Origin of the sequence: Shimia sp. R9_1, from assembly GCF_017743775.1 — a bacterium.
Taxonomy (GTDB): Bacteria; Pseudomonadota; Alphaproteobacteria; order Rhodobacterales; family Rhodobacteraceae; genus Shimia.
Genome location: NZ_JAGHRN010000006.1, coordinates 43370 through 65174 on the forward strand (window position 1 = coordinate 43370; position 21805 = coordinate 65174).

A 21805-nucleotide genomic window follows, 5' to 3' on the forward strand; every position below is an offset into this window, starting at 1 on the left:
CGCGGCGTCAATAAATTTTTTACGCGCGTAAATTTTGACTGTTAAGCTGAATCACGCAATATGAGTTGCCCTTCCAAACGCGTGCTTTTCCAAGGAGATAGTTGACCTTCTATCGCCAAAAACAAAGCATTTGCAGCCGTTTGAGACACCGCATCATAGTTGTGAGAAATTGTGGTGAGCGGCGGGCAGGTATAGCGAGAATGGGGATGACCGTCCTGGCCTGCGACCCGAATCGCACAGTCCTGCCCTCTTCCGACACGCACGCCCTGCTCGTAACATGCGGTCAAAAGACCAATGGCAAGGCGGTCGTTGCTGCAGAGAATAGTGTTTGTCGAAAACCATTTGTTTGTGAGCGCTTCATGGCCTCCGAGCCGCCCAATCTCCTCAAAGCTCCAGCCCTCACCTTCGACAGACACCACTTCGGGCGTATGACCAAAGCTCTCTATGGCCGTGATATAGGCCTGGCGGCGACGGTGCGCATTTGGGTTGGCTGGGGTCTTCATTTCAAAGAAACTGGGCGGTTCACCCGTCCGGCACAAATAATCCGTGATGTGCGTGGTGAATTGCACATTGTCTGAACCGACAAAAGAGAGCCCTATTTCCTCGACACTGCTGTCAAAAATGAGCGTCGGGACTTCGGCGCAAAACGCCTCTAGCGCCTTAATGTCGGATGCCCGCCCCAGCGGTGCCAGCAACACACCCGCAGGTTTCAACGAGCGCAAGGTTTGCAGTACCTCAACTTCAAGCGCCGTATCGCCGTGCGAGCTAAACAATGTGGGGCGATAGCCAGCCGCAATGCAGCGCTGTTCAAGATTACGCGCAATTTCGGCAAAATAGGGATCTGAAAGCAATGGCACCACGATCCCGATGTTCTTTGTGAGCTTACGGTTCTGGTTCATCGCATAGATATTCGGGCGATAATCAAACTGCTCTAGCGCCGCCTCAATCCGCGAGCGCGTACTTGCTCTGACACTGGTTGGGTCATTAAAGAACTTCGAAAGCGTCGGTCGAGAAATCCCGCTCATGCGTGCGAATTCTTCCATGTTTCGAATTTTCTCGCCCGCCATGAATTACGCTCCAAGTTCTTTGACAGGTAAGATACAAAAATTTCCAGATGCATCAAATTATTTTGCGCGCGAAAATTTTTAAATTGCCAAAATATGCTGTTGTTCGCACTCAAAAAAACTGGCGTCACCGCTCTTTGGGAGGTCTCAAAGTCGCCGCTTTTCCAGAACCTTCAGCATTTTGAACGGTGTCACCACCCGTAAACTTAGCAAACCTTCTTCTCCAAAAAAGAACGGCGTCGCACGTTCTGCGATGACTTCGACGAAATGATTCCATCTGGTTTGTCTTCGGAAACTAGGTCGGCCAAGTCTGGATAGTATCTCGCCCCATATGACACAACGTCCGTACGCTGAGATCTTGCCAAGGCAGCTCCTAATCAAGGTCAATGCCGCTCCCCATCAGTAGAGCGCTGCCAATGTTAAGAAGCGATAACCGGCAAATCAACAGAATCTGGCTCTTCAAGCCCTGCCAGTATCTGGCAAACACTCCCCAACGGCCCGACACAGCAACGCCTAGCCCTCGATTTGGTCACCAACACTCTCGCTGGTAATGCAGTAACTTTTCTGAACTCAAACTTGCCTCAAACGGAAACGCTGCTCAGCAATTCCTCACGGTTCAACTCCTCTTTGGCGCCTGAAAGCATCACCTCCCCGCGCCGCAGAACCACAAAGCGATCCGCCAACCCGTAGGCAAAATCGAAATATTGCTCCACTAGAACAATGGCCATTTCGCCCTTGTCACGCAGAAGTTTGATAACTTCGCCGATCTGCTGAATGATGTTGGGCTGAATGCCCTCTGTCGGTTCGTCCAGCAGCAGGAGTTTGGGTTTTGTAATCAGTGCCCGCGCAATGGCAAGCTGCTGCTGTTGGCCGCCAGATAGATCCCCTCCACGACGTCCCTGCATTTCTTTGAGTACCGGAAAGAGCTCAAACATCTCTTCCGGAACAGCCCTCTCCCCCTTCGGCAGGCAGTTAAATCCGGTTTCCATATTCTCCCGCACTGTCAGCAGAGGAAAAATCTCACGCCCTTGTGGAACGTAAGCGACGCCTTTGTGCGCAAGCGCCTGCGCCGGTAGAGGTGGGAGGGTTTCGCCATCAAGCGCGAGCGACCCGCCAGAACGTGGATGAGTGCCGGAGATAGCTTTGATCAAACTGGTTTTGCCCACGCCATTGGTACCCATAACACAGGTCACCTCACCCTTTTGAGCCTCCATGGAAATCCCGTTCAGGATTTGAGAGTGGCCATAGTGCAGAGTGATATCTTTAAGTTTCAGCATCTTAGCGCTCCAGATAGACGTCGATCACGTTTTTGTCGGAGGTCACATGGTCAAGGCTGCCCTCAGCTAGAACAGCGCCTTCATGCAAAACCGTCACTTTGCAATTGAGCCGGCGGACAAATTCCATGTCATGCTCAACAACCACGACGGCGCGGGTCTTGGCGGCTTCCACCAAGATATCGGTGGTGTGCTCACGCTCTGCAGGCGTCATCCCTGCAGCCGGCTCATCAACCAGCAACAAGCGTGGCTCTTGCGCAAGCAACATACCGATTTCCAGCCATTGTTTTTGCCCATGACTCAATTCGCCAGAAGTCCGCGTCAGCTGATCACGCAGACCGATTTCCTCTGCCAGTGCATCGACTTTGGCGAGATCAGCGTCGCTCGGTCGATAGGTTAGCACTGAAAACCAGCCCCGGGGCTTTTTAAGCGCCATCAGCAGGTTTTCCTGCACCGTCTGTTCCTCAAAAACCGTGGGTTTCTGAAATTTGCGGCCAATGCCTTCCTGTGCGATCCGGGCTTCATTCATGCCCAGAAGGCTGATGGACTTCTCTCCCCAGATCACCCGACCTTCATCCGGTCTGGTTTTGCCGGTCACGATATCCATGAACGTGGTCTTGCCCGCGCCATTGGGGCCAATTACCGCGCGCATTTCAGCCTCGCCAATCTGGAACGACAGGTTGTTGATCGCGCGAAAGCCATCAAAGGTAACCGAGACGCCGGAGACTTCAAGAAGTGTGCTCATTGATTTGCCTCCTTTGCGGCGCGGCGCTCAGCAACGATGTCAATGAGGCCGCCAATGCCTTTGGGGGCAAATAGCGTCACAAGAACAAAAGAGAGACCCAGCAAAACCAGCCACCAATCGACCCATTTGATGGTGTAAAACCCAAGGTTAATGTCCGGAGCTTGCCCGCCAGTGAACCATGTGGACAGCAGGCTCACAAAAGCCGCACCAATGACAGCTCCATAAAGCCGTCCACGTCCGCCGATAGCGACCCAAACCGCAAGATAGATCGAAGCGATCGGTGCAATCTCTGCAGGGTTAATGATGCCTGCTTGCGGATAATACAGCGCTCCCGCGACTGCTGCGATGCAGGCCGTAAGTGTGAAAATCACCAGCTTGTAGGTCTCCACTGAATATCCAAGGAACCGCGCACGGGCTTCGTTGTCACGGATACCGCGAATGACCGATCCAAATTTTCCGCTTACCAGCCAAGCACACAATACGTAGCCTGCCCCCAAAGCTGCCGCAGATGCCCAGAAAAACCAGAGCGACACATGGTCTTGGGAAGCGGTCACGCCGGGCAGGTTTTGCAATCCGGAAAGACCATTATTGCCACGCAGGCCGCTGTCGTTTTGAAACAGATAGAGCGCAAGTGCGAGCGTCATGGCCTGTGTCAAGATCGAGAGATACACCCCTGTCACCCGGCTGCGGAATGCCAACCAACCGAAGATCAGCGCCAGCGCGCCCGGCACCAGCAGCACAAGGATCAACTGGATCGTGAGGCTGTCTGCAAAAGCCCAGATCAAAGGGAACTCACTGGACCCGACCACACCGAAAATTTGGTTGCCGATGGCGTCGATTACTTCGCCGTCTGTGGGGGGGATTTCGGTGCTGGTAAGGCTGTCGACCACAATCAAACGGGTCCGCTCGTACATAAGCCACATGCCAATCATGTAACCGCCGAGGCCAAAGAAGGCGAAATGCCCTAGGCTTAGAATACCTGTGTACCCCCAGATCAAATCCATCGCGAGGGCGATGAGGCAGAGGCAAAGTGTCTTGCCCAGTGTCTTAATGAAGCTGGTGGAGATGCCCCCGACGCCGAAACCTTCAGACATCACAGTCACAAGCAGCGTGAAGAGCGCCAGGATTGACAGGAAAATCAGAACGGATGGGTTTTTGGCAATGAAACTACGCTGCATGGATCAGTCCCCCGCCGCGCGACCTTTGAGGGCGATGATGCCCCGCGGCCGGAATTGGATGAAGATGATGATGAAGATGATCATGTAAGTCTGCGCGGCGAGCGTGTTGGATGGGTTCATCCACTCGATGCCTTTTTGCAGGAAGCCAATCATGGTTGCACCCGCAAGTGTGCCCCAGATATTGCCCACACCGCCTACAACAACAGTCATAAAGCTTTGCACGATATAGTCGCTTCCAAGCTCGGAGGTCACTTTGGCAAACAACCCAATGGCGACGCCGGCGATACCTGCAATGCCGGAACCCAGCCCAAAGGTCAGCATGTTCACGCGATCCGGATTGATGCCCATTGAGGCCGCCATACGCGGATTTTGGGTCACCGCGCGGGTCTCAAGCCCCAAGCGTGTACGTTTCATGATGTAGAGAAAGGTTGCAAAGAAGATCAGGGCGAGGATGAAAATCGCAATCCGAATATAAGAGATCGACACCACATCGTTCATGACCCAAGCACCGTCCAGCCAGCCCGGTGCCGTAAGTGGACGTGCCTGCGTGCCAAAGATGTTCTTGGCTAGCTGCTGAAGGGCAATGGAAATACCAAATGTGGCCAGCAAGGTCTCCAAGGGGCGGGCCTGCAGCCAGCGAATGACCAGCCGCTCCATCGCAACACCTGCAGCAAAGGTCACTGCAAAAGCGGTTGGAATTGCAACAATGATAGAAACCGTATGATCGGGAATGATCTGCTGTACAACGTAACCGGTGTAGGCGCCCATCATAATGAATTCACCATGCGCCATGTTGATCACGCCCATCACACCGAATGTGATGGCGAGACCAATGGCTGCGAGGAAGTAGATCGATGCGAGTGACACCGCATCCAGCGTCAAATCGAGTGTCTGGTTGAGGCCCACCTTCAGCTCTATGTCTTTTAGCGCTTCCGTGGCGGCATCGGTCACTGCCTTGGACGGTTCCAGATAGACATCAAAGAAAGTGTGCGCGGCAAGTGCTGCCTCAATTGTGGTGTCACCGACAAAGGCGGGCACAGTGCCTGCCTCTGCGAGCGCATTGTAAGCCGCGAGACGATTGGCGTCGGTGTTGAGCTGCGCCACCGGCACACCGCCAACGCGCGCGCCGTCGATATGGGCGGCAAGCTGCGTGCGGATGTCATCCTTGCTGATGCGTGCGGGCGCGAGGTCTTTGGCGACAAGCATGTCATAGGCAGCGAGGCGATCAAACTCCCCCTGCCCCGGTCTCAGAAGCGCGGCGATGTTCGCGCCCTCTGGCGCAGCACCTGCAACCACATCGCGTTTGGTTGTGAGCAGCGGATTGAGCGTTGCTCGCACGTCGACGCCCAGATCACCCGACATATCGGAAATGGCGGCCAAACGCGCGTCCTCGCCCTCGTCATAGCCAATGGTCAGCAACCGTTCGAGACGTTGCTTCTGTGCCTTAAGGGCCGCGTCCGTTTCCCATTCAATCGAGGCGCGCAGCGGCGCGAGCAAACTGGCTTCTGGATCGCGCTCGATCGACAGGAGTGCCGCGCGGCGGGCCTCAATATCGGGATCGCTCAACTGGAACTGCACCAAAGCCGTGCCAATCAGCGCGCGAATGCCGCTATTAGGCTTAAGCTGTTTGAGGTCCGACTTGGGAAACTCACCGAGCAGCTCGCCACTGTCAAGATCCGTCAGCGCGTAGGTCTTGCTATCAATTTTCTCACCAATGAAAAACAGGCCATCTGATTTGCGCTGCCACATGTTTTTGGCGGCCCAAACCTCAAGTACGGACTGTGCCTGCGGCAAACCAGAGCCGGCCACAGCATCAATTGCCGGGCCAATGGTCTTGCGCGAGCTTTTCACAATAAGCGCCTGATGCTCTTGTAGTATGGGCTGGATCAAGGCGTCCTGCGCCTGCCCCAAGCCGGGCGAAATCAGGCAAGCGGCCAAGAAGGCAAGGCCCGCCAAAAAAAGTTGTCTCATGTGAGGAAGTCCGCGCGAGTGATTAAAGGGGCGCAGGTCGTCGCGCCCCCAAAAAGGTCAAACCTTAGTAGTTGGACAGCGTCTGAACGCAGGTTTTGGTTTCGGTATTGTACATACCGCAATCCAGTTCTTTCCAGTCAGACACCAGAACTGCAGATTCTGGCAGGAAGTCTGTCCACGCGTCGCCCGGCACTTCTGCGGTCTGGGAAATGATGTCAAACTGACCGTCTTCCTGAATTTCACCGATCAGAACCGGCTTCGCCAAGTGGTGGTTTGGCAGCATCACGGCGGTGCCGCCGGTCAGGTTCGGGAATTCTTGACCATACATTTCCGCGCGCACCGCATCCACTTCGGTAGAACCTGCTTCAGTGGCTGCATTCACCCACATGTTAAAGCCGATGTAGTGAGCTTCCATTGGGTCGTTGGTCACGCGTTCTTCGCCCATGGTGGCTTTCCAGGTTTCCACGAACGCCGCGTTCACTTCAGAGTCAGCGGACTGGAAGTAGTTCCACGCTGCGAGATGGCCCACGAGGTTGGAGGTGTCCAGACCCGCCAGCTCTTCTTCGCCAACGGAGAAGGCCACAACAGGGATGTCATCGGCAGAAATGCCAGCAGCTGCCAGCTCCTTGTAGAAGCCGATGTTCGCATCGCCATTGATGGTAGAAATCACGCCGACTTTCTTGCCGTCCGCACCCAGCGCCACGACGTCTGCCACAATTTTGGACCAGTCAGAGTGACCAAAAGGAGTGTAGTTCACGAAGATGTCGTCGTCCGCGATGCCTTTGTCTTTCAGGTAAGACTCAAGGATATTGTTGGTGGTACGCGGATACACATAGTCAGTGCCCAAGAGCGCGAATTTTTCTACGCCCAACTCTTCAAGAAAGTAGTCGGTTGCCGGGATCGCCTGCTGGTTTGGAGCTGCGCCGGTATAGAAGACGTTTTTGGAGCTCTCTTCGCCCTCATATTGGACCGGGTAGAACAGCAGGCCATTCAGCTCTTCGATCACGGGCAGTACGGATTTGCGAGACACGGACGTCCAGTTGCCAAAGATCACGTCAACTTCGTGCACAGTCAACAGCTCGCGGGCCTTTTCCGCAAACAGCGGCCAATCAGACGCAGGATCTACCACGACCGCTTCCAGCTGTTTGCCCAGCAGACCGCCTTTGGCGTTTTGCTGATCAATCAGCATCAGCATGGTGTCTTTCAGCGTGGTTTCGGAGATCGCCATGGTGCCAGACAGTGAGTGCAGCACGCCAACTTTGATGGTGTCTTCCGCCGCCATCACCGCACCTGCGAGCGAAGCAAAAACCAGAGATCCGGCGAGCGTGGATTTCAGAAAGGTCATAAATTTCTCCCTGCGGGGATGGCGCAGAAACGCTTGCGCTCAAGCGCACGTTTCCATTACCTGATCCCGCAACTTTTGTTGCATCCGTGTGGCGGCTTTACCGAGGTCCAATTCGTGGGCCGTCACACACCCTCCGCTTTCTTAAGACATCCCGTCCTGCGGTTGGCGACATCACCCTTTGACACGCGCGGCGTGTTGGCAATTTTCACGCGGGTGAGAGACAAAAAATCCAGTGACACTGGTCAATAATTGAACAAATATCCGCAGAAAGCACAAAAAATAATCACGCCAAGTGGCACGCCGCACATCTTATGCGTGTTTTGACAGCATAGCTGATGTAAGGACGCTAATTCTTCATCACTCCCGGTCAATCTCCACTCGAACCTCAGGCAGGTTAATAAATCGTCCATCCACAAAAAAAGGCCCGCAGAAATCTACGGGCCAATCTTCGTACTGAATGGGGCGGTCGCAATCAGGTGTTAAACAGAAAGTGCATGACGTCTCCGTCTTTCACTTCATAGCCTTTGCCCTCGGCCCGCATTTTGCCAGCCTCCTTGGCGCCACTTTCACCGTCGCAGTTGATATAATCCTCGTACGCGATGGTTTCCGCGCGAATGAATCCCTTTTCAAAATCGCCATGGATCACCCCGGCCGCCTGCGGTGCCATGGTGCCTCGGCGAATGGTCCAAGCGCGCGCCTCTTTGGGCCCGACTGTGAAATAGGTTTCCAACTGCAAAAGTTCGTAGCCTGCACGAATGAGGCGGTCCAGACCGGCCTCCTCCAGCCCCATCTCCTCAAGGAACATGGCCGCATCTTCATCTTCAAGCTGACTGATCTCTTCTTCGATCTGCGCAGAGATGATGACATGGCTGTTGCCTTGCTTGGCAGCCATTTCCGCCACAGCGGCAGAATGCGCATTGCCTTCGGCGGCTTCGCTTTCACCCATGTTGCAGACATAAAGGATCGGTTTAGTTGTCAGCAGCTGCAGCATTTTCCAAGCTTTGGCGTCTTCGTCGTCAACCTCAACCACACGCGCAGGTTGGCTATTTTCCAGCGCCTCCTGTGCCATTTGCAGCAGGCGATCCTGTTGCAGCGCCTCTTTGTCGTTGCCCTTGAGCTTGCGCACCAGATTGGCGCGGCGCTTCTCAATGCTCTCCAGATCGGCAAGCATCAGCTCGGTTTCGATGGTTTCGGCGTCCGCCACCGGATCAACGCGGCCATCCACGTGGGTCACGTCGCCGTCTTCAAAACAACGCAGCACATGGGCAATCGCGTCGGTTTCGCGAATGTTGGCCAAAAACTGGTTGCCAAGGCCTTCCCCCTTGGAGGCGCCTTTCACCAGGCCAGCAATGTCCACAAAAGTCATGCGGGTCGGGATAATCTGTTTGGATTGCGCAATGGCTGCCAGTTTATCAAGGCGCACATCCGGCACGCCCACTTCGCCCACATTGGGCTCGATGGTGCAGAACGGGAAGTTCGCCGCCTGCGCCGCTGCTGTTTTTGTCAGCGCGTTAAAGAGCGTGGATTTGCCAACATTCGGCAATCCGACGATGCCCATTTTGAAACCCATATCCGGTCTCCTGATCTCTTGTTTGTGCTGCTCATAGGCAGAGTCCCGCGGTGACGCAAGCCACGTGACATAGCAGCCCTTCAAAATAACGACTTCTGGACAAAAATGGCGCGCTTTCAACAGGCGCTTCAGGAGCCTCCTTTCGAGCTCTCGACCCGCAGCGACACCAAGTGAACTGATGCTTCCGCTTAGAAATGAAACACTTAGCCAACAGGTATCACACAACTTCAAGTCCACGTGATACGATGCTTTTTCAATTTGACCTCTGAGATGAATTCTCGCACAGGTGACCTTGGGGAAGACAGGAGGCGACTCTTTAGACGGAAAGACACGCACATGAAACTTCTGGCACCAATAGCCGCTGCAATTTTAATCGCCACTCCAGTGGCTTCGCAGCAACTTGTCGTTGGATTGGGATACGCAGATTTCTCCGACGGCGCCGGGAACGATACGGTCGAACTCGACATTGAATATCACTTTGACCCTTTTAGAGATTTCGGCCGATGGACACTTGCTGCTGGCGGCGTCCTGACGGTGGATGAAGAGGGTGACGCTTTTCTAGGGGCTGGTATTTCCAGTGTCTATGACTTCAACGAAAAGTGGTTCGCTGAATTCAGCTTTATGCCTGGCCTTTACACCGATGGCGACCGACGCAATGACCTCGGCAATACCTTAGAATTTCGCAGCTTGCTTGCAGTTGGACGCAAGGTCACTGAAACAGCCGCTATCTCACTTGCGCTTCAGCACAAATCCAATGGCGGCCTTGGGGATGACAATCCCGGTGTCAATACGCTGAGCTTGCGTTACCACTACAATTTTTAGGGCGTCCTTGCGAACGGTCTTGCGTGGGATTGATTTCCCACGCACCTTCCGGCACATGAAGGTGACCGAAAAACAAGGATCCGCCGATGACTCGTATCGACGCCAAATTCGCTAAGCTGAACGCCGCAGGCAAAAAGGCCTTTGTGGCCTATGTGATGGCTGGAGACCCAGACTACGATACCTCTTTGGAAATCGTGAAAGGGCTACCGAGCGCTGGTGTTGACATCATTGAGCTGGGCTTACCCTTTACGGATCCTATGGCCGACGGGCCAACCATTCAGTTGGCAGGTCAGCGTGCGCTTGATGGCGGCATGACACTTCAGAAGACACTCGATCTGGCGGCTGAGTTTCGCAAGACAGATGACACCACGCCAATCGTATTGATGGGTTACTACAACCCTATTTATTCTCGCGGCGTCGAGGCATTTCTTACCGATGCCAAAGCTGTGGGGATTGACGGGCTGATCGTTGTTGACCTTCCGCCGGAAGAAGACAGTGAGCTTTGCATTCCCGCACAGGCCGCTGGGATGAACTTCATCCGCCTGGCAACCCCGACGACAGACGACAAACGCCTCCCTAAAGTGCTGCAAAACACATCCGGATTTGTGTATTATGTTTCCATTACCGGCATCACAGGCGCCGCAGAAGCAGAGGCCACTGATGTGGGCCCTGAGGTGACGCGCATCAAAGCCAGCACAGATCTTCCCGTCATCGTTGGCTTTGGTATCAACACACCAGAAAAAGCACAGAATATCGCCACAGTGGCAGATGGTGCTGTGGTTGGCTCGGCCATTGTCAGCCAAATTGGCGCAGGCAAATCCACAACCGAAGTGCTGGAGTTTGTAAAATCTCTGGCGGATGGGGCTCATCGCGCTTAATCCACCCTTCCAGGCCGCAAGTTTTCAGGCCTCAATTGACGCATCAAAAATCTTGGTGGGGGCCTAAGCCCCCGCTATTCGGGTTTTGCTCAAGTCAGCAGGCAGTGAGCTAAATCGGTGTGTGCCCTAACGGTCCTGACGCTACAGACCCGAAGGAGGAACACATCCCCGCCGACCAAAACACATCCCCCACCCCCAAAACGCGCAAGCGCCGCGGCCGTAAGTCCCCACATGTCAGCAGGGCCTCTGCGGATGCCTTCAGTTTGGAGCACACCATCGGGCCTCGCGCGGGTTTTGGTTTTCTCGACAGCGATCGCATGGAGACTCTGAAAGAGCGGGTTCTTGATCTCTTCTCAGAATACGGCGTCATGATTGTGCATCCGCTGGCACGAGAGACCCTTGTGAAAGCTGGCGCGCGAGAAGGTCGCGAAGCCGGGCGCCTGCGAATGCCGCGCGAAATGGTGCAAGAAGCTTTGGCTGCGACGCCAAAATCCTGTCGCCTTGCGGGCAAGGACAGATCGTTTGATCTCACTGTACCTCGCATGGATCAGGGCTTCATTCTACGTACTGGTACGGGAGCCCACGGGTTTGTCGATCCACGAGACGCGAGCTATCGCAATATGGATCTCACCGCGGTTAAAGAAATCACAGCGGTGGCCAACATTCTCAATCAGGTCGGATTTATTGCGCACCCCTTTGTGCATGGCGTTCCAGAGGTCACAGCGGATATTCACTCCTATGCAACCATCACCGCGCGCACCCAAAAGCACGTTTGGACGCAGCCTTACCAGAAGGAAAATATCGACTACCTGCTGAAGATCGCAGCCATCGCGGCAGGAGGAGAGGAGGCTCTGCGCGCCAACCCGTCAACCAGCACGATCACCTGTTCATTCTCGCCACTTGAGTTCAAGTACATGGACACGGAGGTGATCATAGCTTGCGGCAAATATGGTGTGCCCGCTCACGCCTGCTCGCTGCCAAGTGCTGGCGGTACCGCGCCCCTTTCACCGGCTGCGTTGGCTATTGTGGCAGTTGCGGAAGTTGTCGGCATGATCACCATGGCACATGTGCTTTCACCAGGCTTGCCAATCATTGCAACCCCGCTAATGTTTGCGCTTGATATGCTCACCGGAAGCGCCCTGCAATCTTCTGTGGAAGCGATGCAAGCAGCATCTCTGTCAATCCAACTCGTGAAGCATGGCTTCGGGCTGATGGCGCACACCTATGGCTCAGGGACCGACACACCAGATTCAGACCACCAATCCATGGCGGAGCGGGCCATGTTGATGCAAACCGCAGCCCTGTCCGGCGCAGACATCTTTTGGGGGGATCGGTCAGCTTGAGTGCGCTGCCGTATTTTGCCCAGTTCAGGCGGTGCTGGACAATGAAATCGGCGCGATGGCACGACGCCTGTTGCGTGTCCCCGACATCTCGGATGCCGCGCTTAATTTTGATGAGATGCTGAAGGTCCCCGTTGGCGGGCATTTTCTGGACAGTGACCATACGGTTTCGAGCTGTCGAGAACAGTTTACCCGCGAAGTGTTCCAACGCATTGGCCGCGACGATCATGAAGCTGGCGATCGCAAGGCAGCCTTTGAGTTCGCTCGCGACAAAGCCCTTTCCGCAATAGAAAAAGCCCCCGAAGCGCCACTGTTGTCGCGCGATCAAATGACAGAGATCAGCGAGCTCACACAGATGGCGGACAAGCATATCGTCGAAGTTTACTCAGGTAAGGTCGAGACCATCTAGGCGCCTCTCTTGCCCCAAGCCGACTCCCCTACGCGAACGCGGTGCCCGCGATCCAGCGGGTGGTTAATCTAACCCGCGCTGGCATTTTGCGAGTGCGGTTTTCATGGCGGCAACAAGTTTATCCCGGCTAATGGGCTTGGGCACATGCCCCGTCATGCCGCCATTGAGGTAGCCGGCCACCTGATGCACCATTGCATTGGCACTGACAGCAATGATCGGGATGGGCTCAAGCATGTTTTCATGCTCCAGTTCCCGTATACGCCGCGTCGCCTCCATGCCATCCATGACCGGCATGTTGATGTCCATTAGGATCATATCATACCGCCCGCGCTGCCATTCCTGCACGGCTTTTTCTCCGTCGTCAACAATGGTGAGTTTGGGTGGACCTGCCTTTTTGAGCATGTGTTTTAGAACTATTTGATTTGTACGATTGTCCTCAGCCGCAAGTATGCGAAGCCCTGCCAAACTGGCAGCTTGATCGCCTTCTGCGATGTGACCGGGCGCGTCGCCCTGTGACTGGGCTTTCTCAACAAGAAGATTCGCCTGAAACTCCGCTCCCTCGCCCTCCTCGCTTCGCAACTTGATGGACCCACCAGTCAGCTCGCAAATATGCCGGGATATCGCGAGACCCAGACCTGTCCCACCATGCATGCGCGTTATGCTTGCATTGGCTTGGCTGAACCTCTGAAACAGTCTCGGCTGTTGCGATCTTGGAATGCCCCGCCCAGTGTCCTTGACCCGCAGAACCAGAACAGATCCTCCAGCCAAAGTCTCTCGCAGATCTATATGCAACGACACACTCCCAATGTCCGTAAACTTAATAGCGTTTGACAGAAGGTTGCCTGCCACCTGCTGAAGCCGCATTGGGTCTGCACGTATTGTCGCATGGGCCGCTTCAGACAGGCTGACATGAAAGGCCAGCCCCTTCTCCTCAGCGCGCAACCGGAAGTGCTGCAGCATCGCGTCACCGAGCTGTCTCAAATCATAGGGAATTGCCTCAAACTCCAGCTTGCCCGCTTCTATCTTTGAAATGTCGAGTACATCATTGATCAGAGATAAGAGCAGTCCTCCACTGTCCTGAAGGATCTGCACCAGCTGTCCCTGATCTTCCGACAAACCGCTGTCCCGAAGGGCCTGAGCCATGCCCAAGATCCCATTGAGCGGTGTGCGGATTTCGTGGCTCATGGTGGCCAAAAAGACGGACTTGGCCTCGTTCGCCGATTCCGCGACGACGCGCGCCTCCTCAAGCTCCCGAGTTCGTTCCTTAACGGCGACCTCCAAGGTATCTAGAAGCTTCTGTAATCGTTGGTTCGCCTCATAGAGTTCACGACTTTTTGCCTCAAGAAGATGCTCAGCCTCCTCTCGCGCACGCATCTGCCGATTGTACCTGCGGCGCGATACAGTCTCGGTTGGCGCCGCAAGGTCTTCGCGTAAAAACATCACGCGGCTTTCTGCAATGTGAACTCTGCTGTAAAGCGCCCGCCCTGCGAGCGATCCACCATTTGAAGATCAACCTCCTGCCGGAAATGCTCCATGCAAGATTGGATCATCCCCTTGCAGAAATGGTGGAGCGGACGCTCACTGTCGTAGACCATTTTGAACTTATCCGCCGAAAGTCGCTCCGTGGTAAAACTTGGCAATTCGACTTCCGGGTAGAGCTTGCGCACCTCCACATGGACCTCATTTTCGATGGACTCCAGCATGTCGAACCCGTCAGTCTTACCCTCAAAGAACACTGGATAGCTTTCCACAAAGCGGGCAAACATCCATTGGCCAAATTGCTCATGCAAATCCTCTACAGGTACTTTAACCCGAGCGCCGATCGCCTCCACGATTGTAAGCAGTTCTCGGCAGGGGTAGTTTCCCACAACGCTGAATGCGCCATCGGTTTCCAATTCTGTTTCATCGAGAATTTCATCCACGACATCCTCCCCCAGAGCGGATTCAGCCATTCGAACCAATTCAACAAACACAATGCCTTTCATGGCAACCTCCGCGAAACTCAAAACCAACTCACGCGAACATGATGCGAACAAATGGTAAACAAAAATCTAAGAAAACAAGGGGATTGCGCTTAGGTGATCATATTGGTAAAGAACCTTTACCAAATTACGGAGTTTAAGAGCGCATGACCGTGATCACCTGTATTGACGATCTCAAACGCCTGTATAAGCGCCGAGCGCCGCGCATGTTTTACGACTATGCCGAAACCGGCAGCTGGACGGAGAAAACCTTCCAGGAAAACACCTCTGATTTTGCTGACATCTACCTGCGCCAACGCGTCGCTGTGGATATGTCGGGCAGAACAACGGCCAGCCAAATGATCGGGCAAGACGTAACTATGCCGGTGGCATTGGCACCCGTTGGCCTGACCGGAATGCAGTGCGCCGACGGCGAGATCAAAGCTGCGCGCGCCGCAGAGAAATTCGGCGTGCCCTTCACCCTGTCCACCATGTCGATCAACTCGATTGAAGAAGTGGCAGAGGCCACCACCAAGCCGTTCTGGTTTCAGCTTTACACCATGACCGACGAGGATTTTGTGGCCCGCCTGATCGAGCGCGCAAAAGCGGCAAAATGCTCGGCACTGGTGATAACGCTGGATCTCCAGATCCTCGGGCAACGTCACAAAGATCTCAAAAACGGCTTGTCCGCCCCGCCCAAGCTGACTCCTTCGACGATTGCAAACCTCGCCACCAAATGGCGCTGGGGTATAGAGATGCTGGGCGCCAAGCGGCGTAACTTCGGCAATATCGTGGGCCATGTGCAGGGCGTGACGGATACTGCCGATCTGGGTGCCTGGACCGCGCAGAGCTTTGACCCGTCGCTGGATTGGGACAAGATCGCCAAAATCAAAGAGATGTGGGGCGGCCCGGTGATCCTGAAGGGTATTCTGGATGCCGAAGATGCCAAGATGGCGCTGAAAGTGGGCGCGGATGCGATCATCGTTTCCAACCACGGCGGCCGCCAGCTTGACGGGGCGCTGAGCGCAATCCGAGCCCTGCCCTCCATCATGGAGGCCGTGGGCGATCAGGTTGAGGTGCATCTGGACAGCGGCATCCGCTCTGGTCAGGACGTGCTGAAGGCGCTCGCGCTGGGGGCCAAAGGCACCTACATCGGTCGCGCCTTCATCTACGGACTGGGCGCGATGGGCGAAGCCGGCGTCACCAAGGCGCTGGAAGTGATCCACAAGGAGCTTGATGTCTCCATGGCGCTTTGTGGCCGCCGCAGCGTGACTGATCTGGACCGCGATATCTTGCTGGTGCCGGAAAATTTCGAAGGCCGCTGGCAGGGCTGATCTAACGCTTTGACATTCCGCTGCCCGGCACGTCATAAACGGGCCGGGCAGAAGGACGTCTTGTATATGCTTGTCTTTTTCAAACAGAACCTTGCATTTCTATCTGTGCCGAAGACCGGCTCCACGGCATTTGAAAGCACCTTGCGTTCAAGAGCGGACGTCATTTTCACCAAGAGTGTGAAGCATATGACAATTGGCAAATTCCACGCCAAACTCGCCCCGCTTTTGTCCGAGACCTACGGCATTGAGCCCGAGCGCGTCGCTGTGATCCGCAACCCAATCGACCACGCGCGCAGCTGGTACAAGTACCGCAGCCCTGAGCGTATGGGAGCTGGCAACCCGGCAAGCCATGGCGGCATCAGTTTTGACGAATTTGTCATGGATGCAATCAGCCCATCACCAAGCAAAGCAGCTGGCATAGGGTCTCAAGCGTCTTTTCTGTCGCTCACGCCGGGCATTGTCCCCATCCATCACCTTTTCGCTTACGATCAGAGCGAGCTTCTGCTGGCCTTTTTATCGGCCCGATTTGAAGAACCAATCGTGCCTGGCTTGCGAAATGTATCTCCGGATGTGGCTGCCCCGATTTCTGAGGATGTTGCCGCCGCCTTTCGCGCTGCGCGCCCAGATGATTTTGCGCTTTATGACCGCGTCAAAGACGCAGGGGGCATCCTGCGCGATTTTCGCAGCGAGTAGCCCCGAATCCCCTTTGCATTTCAACCAATCCGCGCTATAGGCGCGGCTTCACGTGGGGTTACAGCCTTGGAGGAACCCCACCCTTATTTATGGAGAATTCAATATGGCTGGTCAGATTCCTGATCTTCACGCCGAAGTACGCACGGGGACAGGCAAGGGCGCCGCTCGTCAAGCGCGTCGCGACGGTTTTGTTCCTGGTGTTGTTTACGGCGGCGAAGGTGAACCTTTCGCAATCCAGATCCCTTTCAACGTTCTGTTCAAGAAATTGAAAGAAGGCCGCTTCCTGTCCACACTCTTCAACCTGAAAGTTGAAGGTCAGGAAGACGTGCGCGTGATCTGCCGCGGCGTTCAGCGTGACACCGTGAAAGACCTTCCGACCCACATCGACCTGCTGCGTCTGCGTCGTACTTCCAAAATCAACCTGTTCATCCACGTTGACTTTGAAAACGAAGAAGCGGCACCGGGCATCAAAAAAGGTGGCGTTCTGACCATCGTGCGTCCGGAAGTTGAGCTGAACGTGACCGCAGGTGACATCCCTGAGCGTCTGGTTGTTGACCTGACCGGCAAAGAGATCGGCGACGTGATCACCATCAGCCAGATCGACCTGCCAGCTGGTGCGAAGCCAACTATCGACCGTGACTTCGTGATCGCCAACCTGTCCGCACCTTCCGGCCTGCGCTCTGCAGACAACGAAGAAGAAGCGGAAGGCGAAGAAGCCGCAGCGGAAGAATAAACACAACACCGGCCTGTCCGGACTGTGTGAACGCGGTGCCCTAAGGCGCCGCGTTTTTTTGTTGGCAATGCGCGCTGTGGCGCTGTGCTTTCGGAACAATCTTCCTGCTAGGTCAAAGCAACCACAATCGCTCTTGCGCGAAGATTCGCGTCTCGCGCCTCAGACCACCTACTCGATTGCGAACACGTCAGAGCTCAGACGAAGAAGACATCAAAGGAGTGGTAGCTAGAGAACTGTATACACCTTCAAAACTTGTGAGCGCGCAAGTCAGGCAGAGATATATTTGCAACTTGCTCTGCAATAGGAGGTGTGGACAGGGGATGGGTATCAGAAGAAAACTCCTCCGGGTCCCGCATGGGATGCCATTGATTGGCGAAGTGGATCTCCAGACCGGAGAACTTCGCTTTGTAAGCCATCTTCGCACTGCCCGGCACCCAATAGCCAAGATAGACATAAGGCAGCCCTGCTTCCCGCGCGATCTCGATGTGATCGAGGATCAGATAAGTTCCCAGTGATGCCCGACTCTGCTCCGGATCATAGAAGGAGTACACCATGCTCAGGCCATCTTCGAGCATGTCTGTCAGGCACACACCGATCAAGGCATCGGTCTCCCGATCCGTATACTCCACCACGCGGCTGCGGATGGGCGTTTCCTCAATCATCGCGGCAAACTCAAAGACATCCATATCAGCCATGCCACCGTCAGCATGACGGGTGTCCAGATACCTCCGAAACAGCTCAAACTGCTCTTCTGTTGCCCAAGGAGACGTTGCGCGACGCATCAAATGCGCGTTTCGACGCGCTGCGCGCCGCTGACTCTTGGTGGGCTGAAACTTTGACACATCAATGCGTGCCGACATGCAAGCGGTGCAGTCCGTGCAAGAAGGGCGGTACAAGACATTCTGAGAACGTCGAAAACCCTGTTGCGAGAGCGCGTCGTTCAAAGCCGTTGCATTGTCTCCTTGCAAGGCAGTGAACAGCTTTCGCTCCATGCGCCCTTCCAGATAGGGGCAAGGCTGCGGGGCGGTTACATAGAACTGCGGTGCTATTGGCAGGGTGTGGCGCATGATACTCCATCAACTAGGCACGAGGACAAAGTTATCAACAGGATTTAATAACGCGCAAGCCCCTACAAAGCGTTGCCACCCCCTGTTTTTACACTGTTGGTTAAGATTTGAATTTCATTAACCGATTATTACCATCAACTTCGCTCTATCCGTCGCGTGCTTAAACTAGGTGCAACTTTCGATCAGTTTTTCCATGAAACGCTGTCCAGCTTCAAACTGAGCGACGGAGAGGAACTCATCCGGCTGATGCGCCTGCGCAATATCGCCAGGACCGCAGATCACTGTAGAGTAGCCTGCTTCCTGAAAGTGGCCTCCCTCGGTGCCATAGCTGACAACGCGCGTAGCGTTGTCTCCGGTGAGCTGACGCACCAGAGCTTCCGCTTCGCCTTGCTCCTCAGGGGCCAGTGCCGGAACCATAAAGGACTCCGTCATCTCGATGTACGTTTCGGGCACCACCGCTTGCATCTCTGCCTCAATTTCGGCGGCCCTTGCACGCGCCTGAGACATCCAGAACGCATGATCCTCACCAGGGACAACCCGAAAATCGAGACCGAAGCGGCAATCAAGCGCGGTGATGTTATGTGCTGTGCCACCTTCGATCACCCCAACATGAACAGTGGTCCATGGGGGCTCAAATGTAGCGGCCGTATCGCTAGGGGCCTTTGCCTGATTGGCGACATTCATTTCGTTAGCCCATTCAATCAACTTGGCACCATACATGATTGCATTCACGCCGGTGTGCATAAGCGAGCTGTGCACCTCAAAGCCGCGTATATGCACCATGAAGCCAGCTCCGCCTTTGTGCCCAGAAACCGCGCCCATCATGGACGGCTCACCAACGATCGTGGCACTGCCTTGCGGGAAGTGAGCATTCAGGCTGTTGATCAACGGCGGAGCGCCTGCGCAGCCGATTTCCTCGTCATAAGACAAAGCAAGCTGGATCGGCCTCTGAACATTGGCATAGTGCGCCTCAACCATCGCCCAGATGGCCAAAGCGTCAAAGCCCTTCATATCGCATGTACCGCGCCCAAAGAGCTTCCCGTCCCGCTCAACAACCTCAAAAGGATCGCTGGTCCAGGGTTGCCCTTCAACCGGCACAACATCTGTGTGACCCGACAATACGATGGCACCTTCCACCGCAGGCCCGACATGCGCAAAAACAGCAGCTTTGTCTGGATCTGTTTCGTGTGGGTGGCGGTGTGCTGCGATACCATGGCTCTTGAGATAAGCCTCCACCCAATCGATCAGCGGCAAATTCGTTTCACTCGACACTGTCGGGAAAGAAACGAGTTTCTCAAGAATGGCGCGGGGCGTCAGTCTTTCCGCCATAGACTCAATACCCGCTGTCGGTGATCAAAACTTTATGGCCGGGACCAACCTCTTTGTACTCAGACGGCTGCGCCTCATAGCCAACCGGATGGATTGGGCTTGGGATTGGCTTGAAGTTCAGGTCTTTCTCGGACTTGCGACGACGCGGATCCGCTATCGGCACAGCCTTCATCAATGCTTGCGTATACGGGTGCTGCGGGTTCTCAAATACCGCACGACGCGGGCCGATCTCGACGATGCGCCCCAGATACATCACGCCAACATGGTGGCTGACACGCTCAACAACAGCCATGTCGTGACTGATAAAGACGTATGAAATTCCCATTTCTGCCTGAAGTTCCATCATCAGATTCAACACCTGCGCCTGGACCGACACGTCGAGTGCAGACACAGCTTCATCAGCCACAATCAGCTTGGGATTCAGTGCCAATGCGCGGGCAATCGCAATCCGCTGGCGCTGACCTCCGGACATTTCGTGCGGGTAACGACGCATGAAGCTGCGCGGCAGCTCAACACGGTCAAACAACATCTCCACACGCTTTTGCAGCTCGGCACCGGAATGCGTCCCGTAGTTTCGCATCGGCTCCGCCACCTGATCCATCAACATCATCTGTGGGTTCAGGGATGCAAAAGGATCCTGAAAGATCATCTGCATATCTTGGCGCGCGGCATGCATCTCTTTCGGATTGAGCGAAATGATATCCTTGCCGTCAAACCGGACTTCTCCAGAGGTTGGCTCAACCAAACGCAACAGCGAACGGCCCGCCGTGGACTTACCGCAACCAGATTCTCCGACAAGAGACAGCGTTTGACCTTTGTTGACGGTGAAAGACACATCTTCGACAGCATGCACATTCGCCACGGTGCGCCGCATGAGGCCACCTTTCACCGGGAACCGAGTGACGAGGTTTTTGACCTCCAAGATGGTTTCTTCCGTCCCGGGGATCGGATCTGTGTTGTGCGTGGTGTCCCCAAACAACTTCATCGGGCTTGGGACATCCGTACCCGTCATTTCACCCAGCTTGGGAACAGCAGCGAGCAACGCTTTGGTATAATCGTGAGTCGGGTTTTCGAAGATCTCTTCGACAGTGCCCTCTTCAACCTTATTGCCACGGAACATAACGACCACGCGGTCAGCCATCTGCGCGACAACCGCCATGTCGTGTGTGATGAACATCACGGCCGTGCCGGTTTCCCGCTTCAAACGGTCCATCAGTGCCAGAATTTCCGCCTGAATGGTCACGTCCAGAGCTGTTGTAGGCTCATCCGCGATCAGCAAGCGTGGCTCACACGCCATGGCCATCGCAATCACAACCCGCTGCCGCATCCCGCCAGACAATTCATGCGGATATTGCTTCAGGCGTCGTTCCGGCTCCGGAATGCGCACTTGTCGCAAAAGTTCCAAAGCACGGGCTTCTGCATCGGCTTTTGACAGTTTTTTGTGCAACCGCAGACCTTCGGTTAGCTGCCGACCCACTGTAAATACCGGGTTTAGAGCCGTCATAGGTTCCTGAAAGATCATCCCGATCTCGTTGCCACGAATCGTCCGCATAAGATCTTGGTCGGCTTTGGAGAGGTCCAAATCGCCGTTGTCGCGTCGGTCAAACAACAGGCGCCCGCCCGCAATATCGCCGCCCCCAAACTCCACCAGACGCATCAGAGAGAGGCTGGAAACGGATTTACCAGAGCCAGATTCTCCAACGATACATACGGTTTCACCCGGACTCACCTTGAAGGACACATCCTCGACCCCAACCACCGGGCCGTCTTTGGTTTGAAATTCGACGCGCAGGTTCTCGATGGAGGCTATGGCGTTGTCCAGCATGCGGGTTACTCCCCTCAGTGTTTTTGTTTTCTCCTTGTCGCCGACGCTATAGCTGACGTTCCACAAGGTCAAACCGATGCGAACTTCTTTCTCGGAAAGCGACGGCAGGAAAAACAAACGAACCCTTGCAATTTTTTACCGACTGGTCTGTGATGCCCTCAGTCGGAGGGGAGTACGACACAAATCTGTGCATTGGGTTCTGTGCGATTCGCCACCCGCTCCTCTTCTTATGACAACCAAAAACGGGCGGAACAAATCTGCCTTTTT

Annotated in this window: 19 protein-coding genes; 7 read left to right on the forward strand and 12 right to left on the reverse strand. The window is 54.9% G+C overall.

The genetic code is table 11. From position 1 onward, the window contains the following. Window positions 1-41: 41 nt before the first annotated feature. From J7399_RS17460 to ychF, 7 genes are all read right to left on the reverse strand, one after another. Window positions 42-1067 carry a LacI family DNA-binding transcriptional regulator gene (locus J7399_RS17460; RefSeq protein ID WP_209088116.1) on the reverse strand — a complete coding sequence of 342 codons (1026 nt, stop codon included), beginning with the start codon at window positions 1065-1067 and terminating at the stop codon, window positions 42-44. 578 nt (window positions 1068-1645) lie between these two features. Beyond that, window positions 1646-2341 (reverse strand): urea ABC transporter ATP-binding subunit UrtE, encoded by a 696-nt coding sequence (gene urtE, locus J7399_RS17465; RefSeq protein ID WP_209088119.1) that lies wholly within the window; start codon window positions 2339-2341, stop codon window positions 1646-1648. Window position 2342: 1 nt separating this feature from the next. Further along, window positions 2343-3083, reverse strand: a complete 741-nt coding sequence (gene urtD / locus J7399_RS17470) for an urea ABC transporter ATP-binding protein UrtD (protein WP_209088123.1) — start codon at window positions 3081-3083, stop codon at window positions 2343-2345. Beyond that, window positions 3080-4261, reverse strand: coding sequence for an urea ABC transporter permease subunit UrtC (gene urtC / locus J7399_RS17475; protein WP_209088126.1), 1182 nt, complete (start codon window positions 4259-4261; stop codon window positions 3080-3082). The genes urtD and urtC overlap by 4 nt, the downstream gene beginning before the upstream one ends. A gap of 3 nt (window positions 4262-4264) precedes the next feature. Next, window positions 4265-6232: an urea ABC transporter permease subunit UrtB gene (gene urtB, locus J7399_RS17480; protein WP_209088131.1), complete on the reverse strand. Its 1968-nt coding sequence runs from the start codon at window positions 6230-6232 to the stop codon at window positions 4265-4267. Window positions 6233-6296: 64 nt separating this feature from the next. Beyond that, window positions 6297-7577: an urea ABC transporter substrate-binding protein gene (gene urtA, locus J7399_RS17485; RefSeq protein WP_209088134.1), complete on the reverse strand. Its 1281-nt coding sequence runs from the start codon at window positions 7575-7577 to the stop codon at window positions 6297-6299. Window positions 7578-8049: 472 nt separating this feature from the next. Continuing rightward, window positions 8050-9147, reverse strand: a complete 1098-nt coding sequence (ychF, locus tag J7399_RS17490; protein ID WP_209088137.1) for a redox-regulated ATPase YchF — start codon at window positions 9145-9147, stop codon at window positions 8050-8052. A gap of 336 nt (window positions 9148-9483) precedes the next feature. Between ychF and J7399_RS17495 the strand changes: the two genes are divergently transcribed. The 4 genes from J7399_RS17495 (at window position 9484) to J7399_RS21120 (ending at window position 12596) form a co-directional block, all read left to right on the forward strand. Beyond that, window positions 9484-9969, forward strand: a complete 486-nt coding sequence (locus tag J7399_RS17495; protein ID WP_209088140.1) for an acyloxyacyl hydrolase — start codon at window positions 9484-9486, stop codon at window positions 9967-9969. 86 nt (window positions 9970-10055) lie between these two features. After that, window positions 10056-10847 carry a tryptophan synthase subunit alpha gene (trpA, locus tag J7399_RS17500; protein ID WP_209088142.1) on the forward strand — a complete coding sequence of 264 codons (792 nt, stop codon included), beginning with the start codon at window positions 10056-10058 and terminating at the stop codon, window positions 10845-10847. Window positions 10848-10966: 119 nt separating this feature from the next. Beyond that, window positions 10967-12190: a trimethylamine methyltransferase family protein gene (locus J7399_RS17505; RefSeq protein WP_209088145.1), complete on the forward strand. Its 1224-nt coding sequence runs from the start codon at window positions 10967-10969 to the stop codon at window positions 12188-12190. A gap of 31 nt (window positions 12191-12221) precedes the next feature. Next, window positions 12222-12596: a trimethylamine methyltransferase family protein gene (locus tag J7399_RS21120; protein ID WP_348539477.1), complete on the forward strand. Its 375-nt coding sequence runs from the start codon at window positions 12222-12224 to the stop codon at window positions 12594-12596. 63 nt (window positions 12597-12659) lie between these two features. On the opposite strand, the gene J7399_RS17515 is transcribed toward J7399_RS21120, so the two are convergent. Beyond that, a complete protein-coding gene (locus J7399_RS17515) occupies window positions 12660-14036 on the reverse strand; it encodes an ATP-binding protein (RefSeq protein ID WP_209088148.1) in 1377 nt (458 codons plus the stop codon). Beyond that, window positions 14036-14581: a heme NO-binding domain-containing protein gene (locus J7399_RS17520; RefSeq protein WP_209088151.1), complete on the reverse strand. Its 546-nt coding sequence runs from the start codon at window positions 14579-14581 to the stop codon at window positions 14036-14038. The genes J7399_RS17515 and J7399_RS17520 overlap by 1 nt, the downstream gene beginning before the upstream one ends. 143 nt (window positions 14582-14724) lie before the next feature. On the opposite strand from J7399_RS17520, the gene J7399_RS17525 reads away from it, so the two are divergent. From J7399_RS17525 to J7399_RS17535, 3 genes are all read left to right on the forward strand, one after another. Further along, on the forward strand, window positions 14725-15891 hold the full coding sequence (locus J7399_RS17525) for an alpha-hydroxy acid oxidase (protein WP_209088153.1): 1167 nt from the start codon (window positions 14725-14727) through the stop codon (window positions 15889-15891). Between the two features lie 186 nt (window positions 15892-16077). Further along, window positions 16078-16584 (forward strand): hypothetical protein, encoded by a 507-nt coding sequence (locus J7399_RS17530; RefSeq protein WP_209079691.1) that lies wholly within the window; start codon window positions 16078-16080, stop codon window positions 16582-16584. A gap of 103 nt (window positions 16585-16687) precedes the next feature. Further along, entirely contained in the window at window positions 16688-17317 is a 630-nt protein-coding gene (locus J7399_RS17535; RefSeq protein ID WP_209065606.1) for a 50S ribosomal protein L25/general stress protein Ctc, read from the forward strand. Window positions 17318-17562: 245 nt separating this feature from the next. On the opposite strand, the gene J7399_RS17540 is transcribed toward J7399_RS17535, so the two are convergent. The 3 genes from J7399_RS17540 to J7399_RS17550 all read right to left on the reverse strand — a co-directional run bounded on the left by J7399_RS17540 (window position 17563) and on the right by J7399_RS17550 (window position 21538). Then, window positions 17563-18384: an arginyltransferase gene (locus tag J7399_RS17540; RefSeq protein ID WP_209088156.1), complete on the reverse strand. Its 822-nt coding sequence runs from the start codon at window positions 18382-18384 to the stop codon at window positions 17563-17565. A 165-nt stretch (window positions 18385-18549) separates the two neighbouring features. Next, a complete protein-coding gene (gene argE, locus J7399_RS17545; protein ID WP_209088159.1) occupies window positions 18550-19713 on the reverse strand; it encodes an acetylornithine deacetylase in 1164 nt (387 codons plus the stop codon). A 4-nt stretch (window positions 19714-19717) separates the two neighbouring features. Next, complete coding sequence (locus J7399_RS17550; protein WP_209088162.1) at window positions 19718-21538, reverse strand: ABC transporter ATP-binding protein; 1821 nt, start codon at window positions 21536-21538, stop codon at window positions 19718-19720. Window positions 21539-21805 lie beyond the last annotated feature (267 nt).

Excerpts from the sequence above, each read along its gene's own strand:
- J7399_RS17460 (WP_209088116.1), bottom strand. The coding sequence starts at position 1,067 with ATGGCGGGCGAGAAAATTCGAAACATGGAAGAATTCGCACGCATGAGC.
- urtE (WP_209088119.1), bottom strand. The coding sequence starts at position 2,341 with ATGCTGAAACTTAAAGATATCACTCTGCACTATGGCCACTCTCAAATC.
- urtD (WP_209088123.1), bottom strand. The coding sequence starts at position 3,083 with ATGAGCACACTTCTTGAAGTCTCCGGCGTCTCGGTTACCTTTGATGGC.
- urtC (WP_209088126.1), bottom strand. The coding sequence starts at position 4,261 with ATGCAGCGTAGTTTCATTGCCAAAAACCCATCCGTTCTGATTTTCCTG.
- urtB (WP_209088131.1), bottom strand. The coding sequence starts at position 6,232 with ATGAGACAACTTTTTTTGGCGGGCCTTGCCTTCTTGGCCGCTTGCCTG.
- urtA (WP_209088134.1), bottom strand. The coding sequence starts at position 7,577 with ATGACCTTTCTGAAATCCACGCTCGCCGGATCTCTGGTTTTTGCTTCG.
- ychF (WP_209088137.1), bottom strand. The coding sequence starts at position 9,147 with ATGGGTTTCAAAATGGGCATCGTCGGATTGCCGAATGTTGGCAAATCC.
- J7399_RS17495 (WP_209088140.1), top strand. The coding sequence starts at position 9,484 with ATGAAACTTCTGGCACCAATAGCCGCTGCAATTTTAATCGCCACTCCA.
- trpA (WP_209088142.1), top strand. The coding sequence starts at position 10,056 with ATGACTCGTATCGACGCCAAATTCGCTAAGCTGAACGCCGCAGGCAAA.
- J7399_RS17515 (WP_209088148.1), bottom strand. The coding sequence starts at position 14,036 with ATGTTTTTACGCGAAGACCTTGCGGCGCCAACCGAGACTGTATCGCGC.
- J7399_RS17520 (WP_209088151.1), bottom strand. The coding sequence starts at position 14,581 with ATGAAAGGCATTGTGTTTGTTGAATTGGTTCGAATGGCTGAATCCGCT.
- J7399_RS17525 (WP_209088153.1), top strand. The coding sequence starts at position 14,725 with ATGACCGTGATCACCTGTATTGACGATCTCAAACGCCTGTATAAGCGC.
- J7399_RS17530 (WP_209079691.1), top strand. The coding sequence starts at position 16,078 with ATGACAATTGGCAAATTCCACGCCAAACTCGCCCCGCTTTTGTCCGAG.
- J7399_RS17535 (WP_209065606.1), top strand. The coding sequence starts at position 16,688 with ATGGCTGGTCAGATTCCTGATCTTCACGCCGAAGTACGCACGGGGACA.
- J7399_RS17540 (WP_209088156.1), bottom strand. The coding sequence starts at position 18,384 with ATGCGCCACACCCTGCCAATAGCACCGCAGTTCTATGTAACCGCCCCG.
- argE (WP_209088159.1), bottom strand. The coding sequence starts at position 19,713 with ATGGCGGAAAGACTGACGCCCCGCGCCATTCTTGAGAAACTCGTTTCT.
- J7399_RS17550 (WP_209088162.1), bottom strand. The coding sequence starts at position 21,538 with ATGCTGGACAACGCCATAGCCTCCATCGAGAACCTGCGCGTCGAATTT.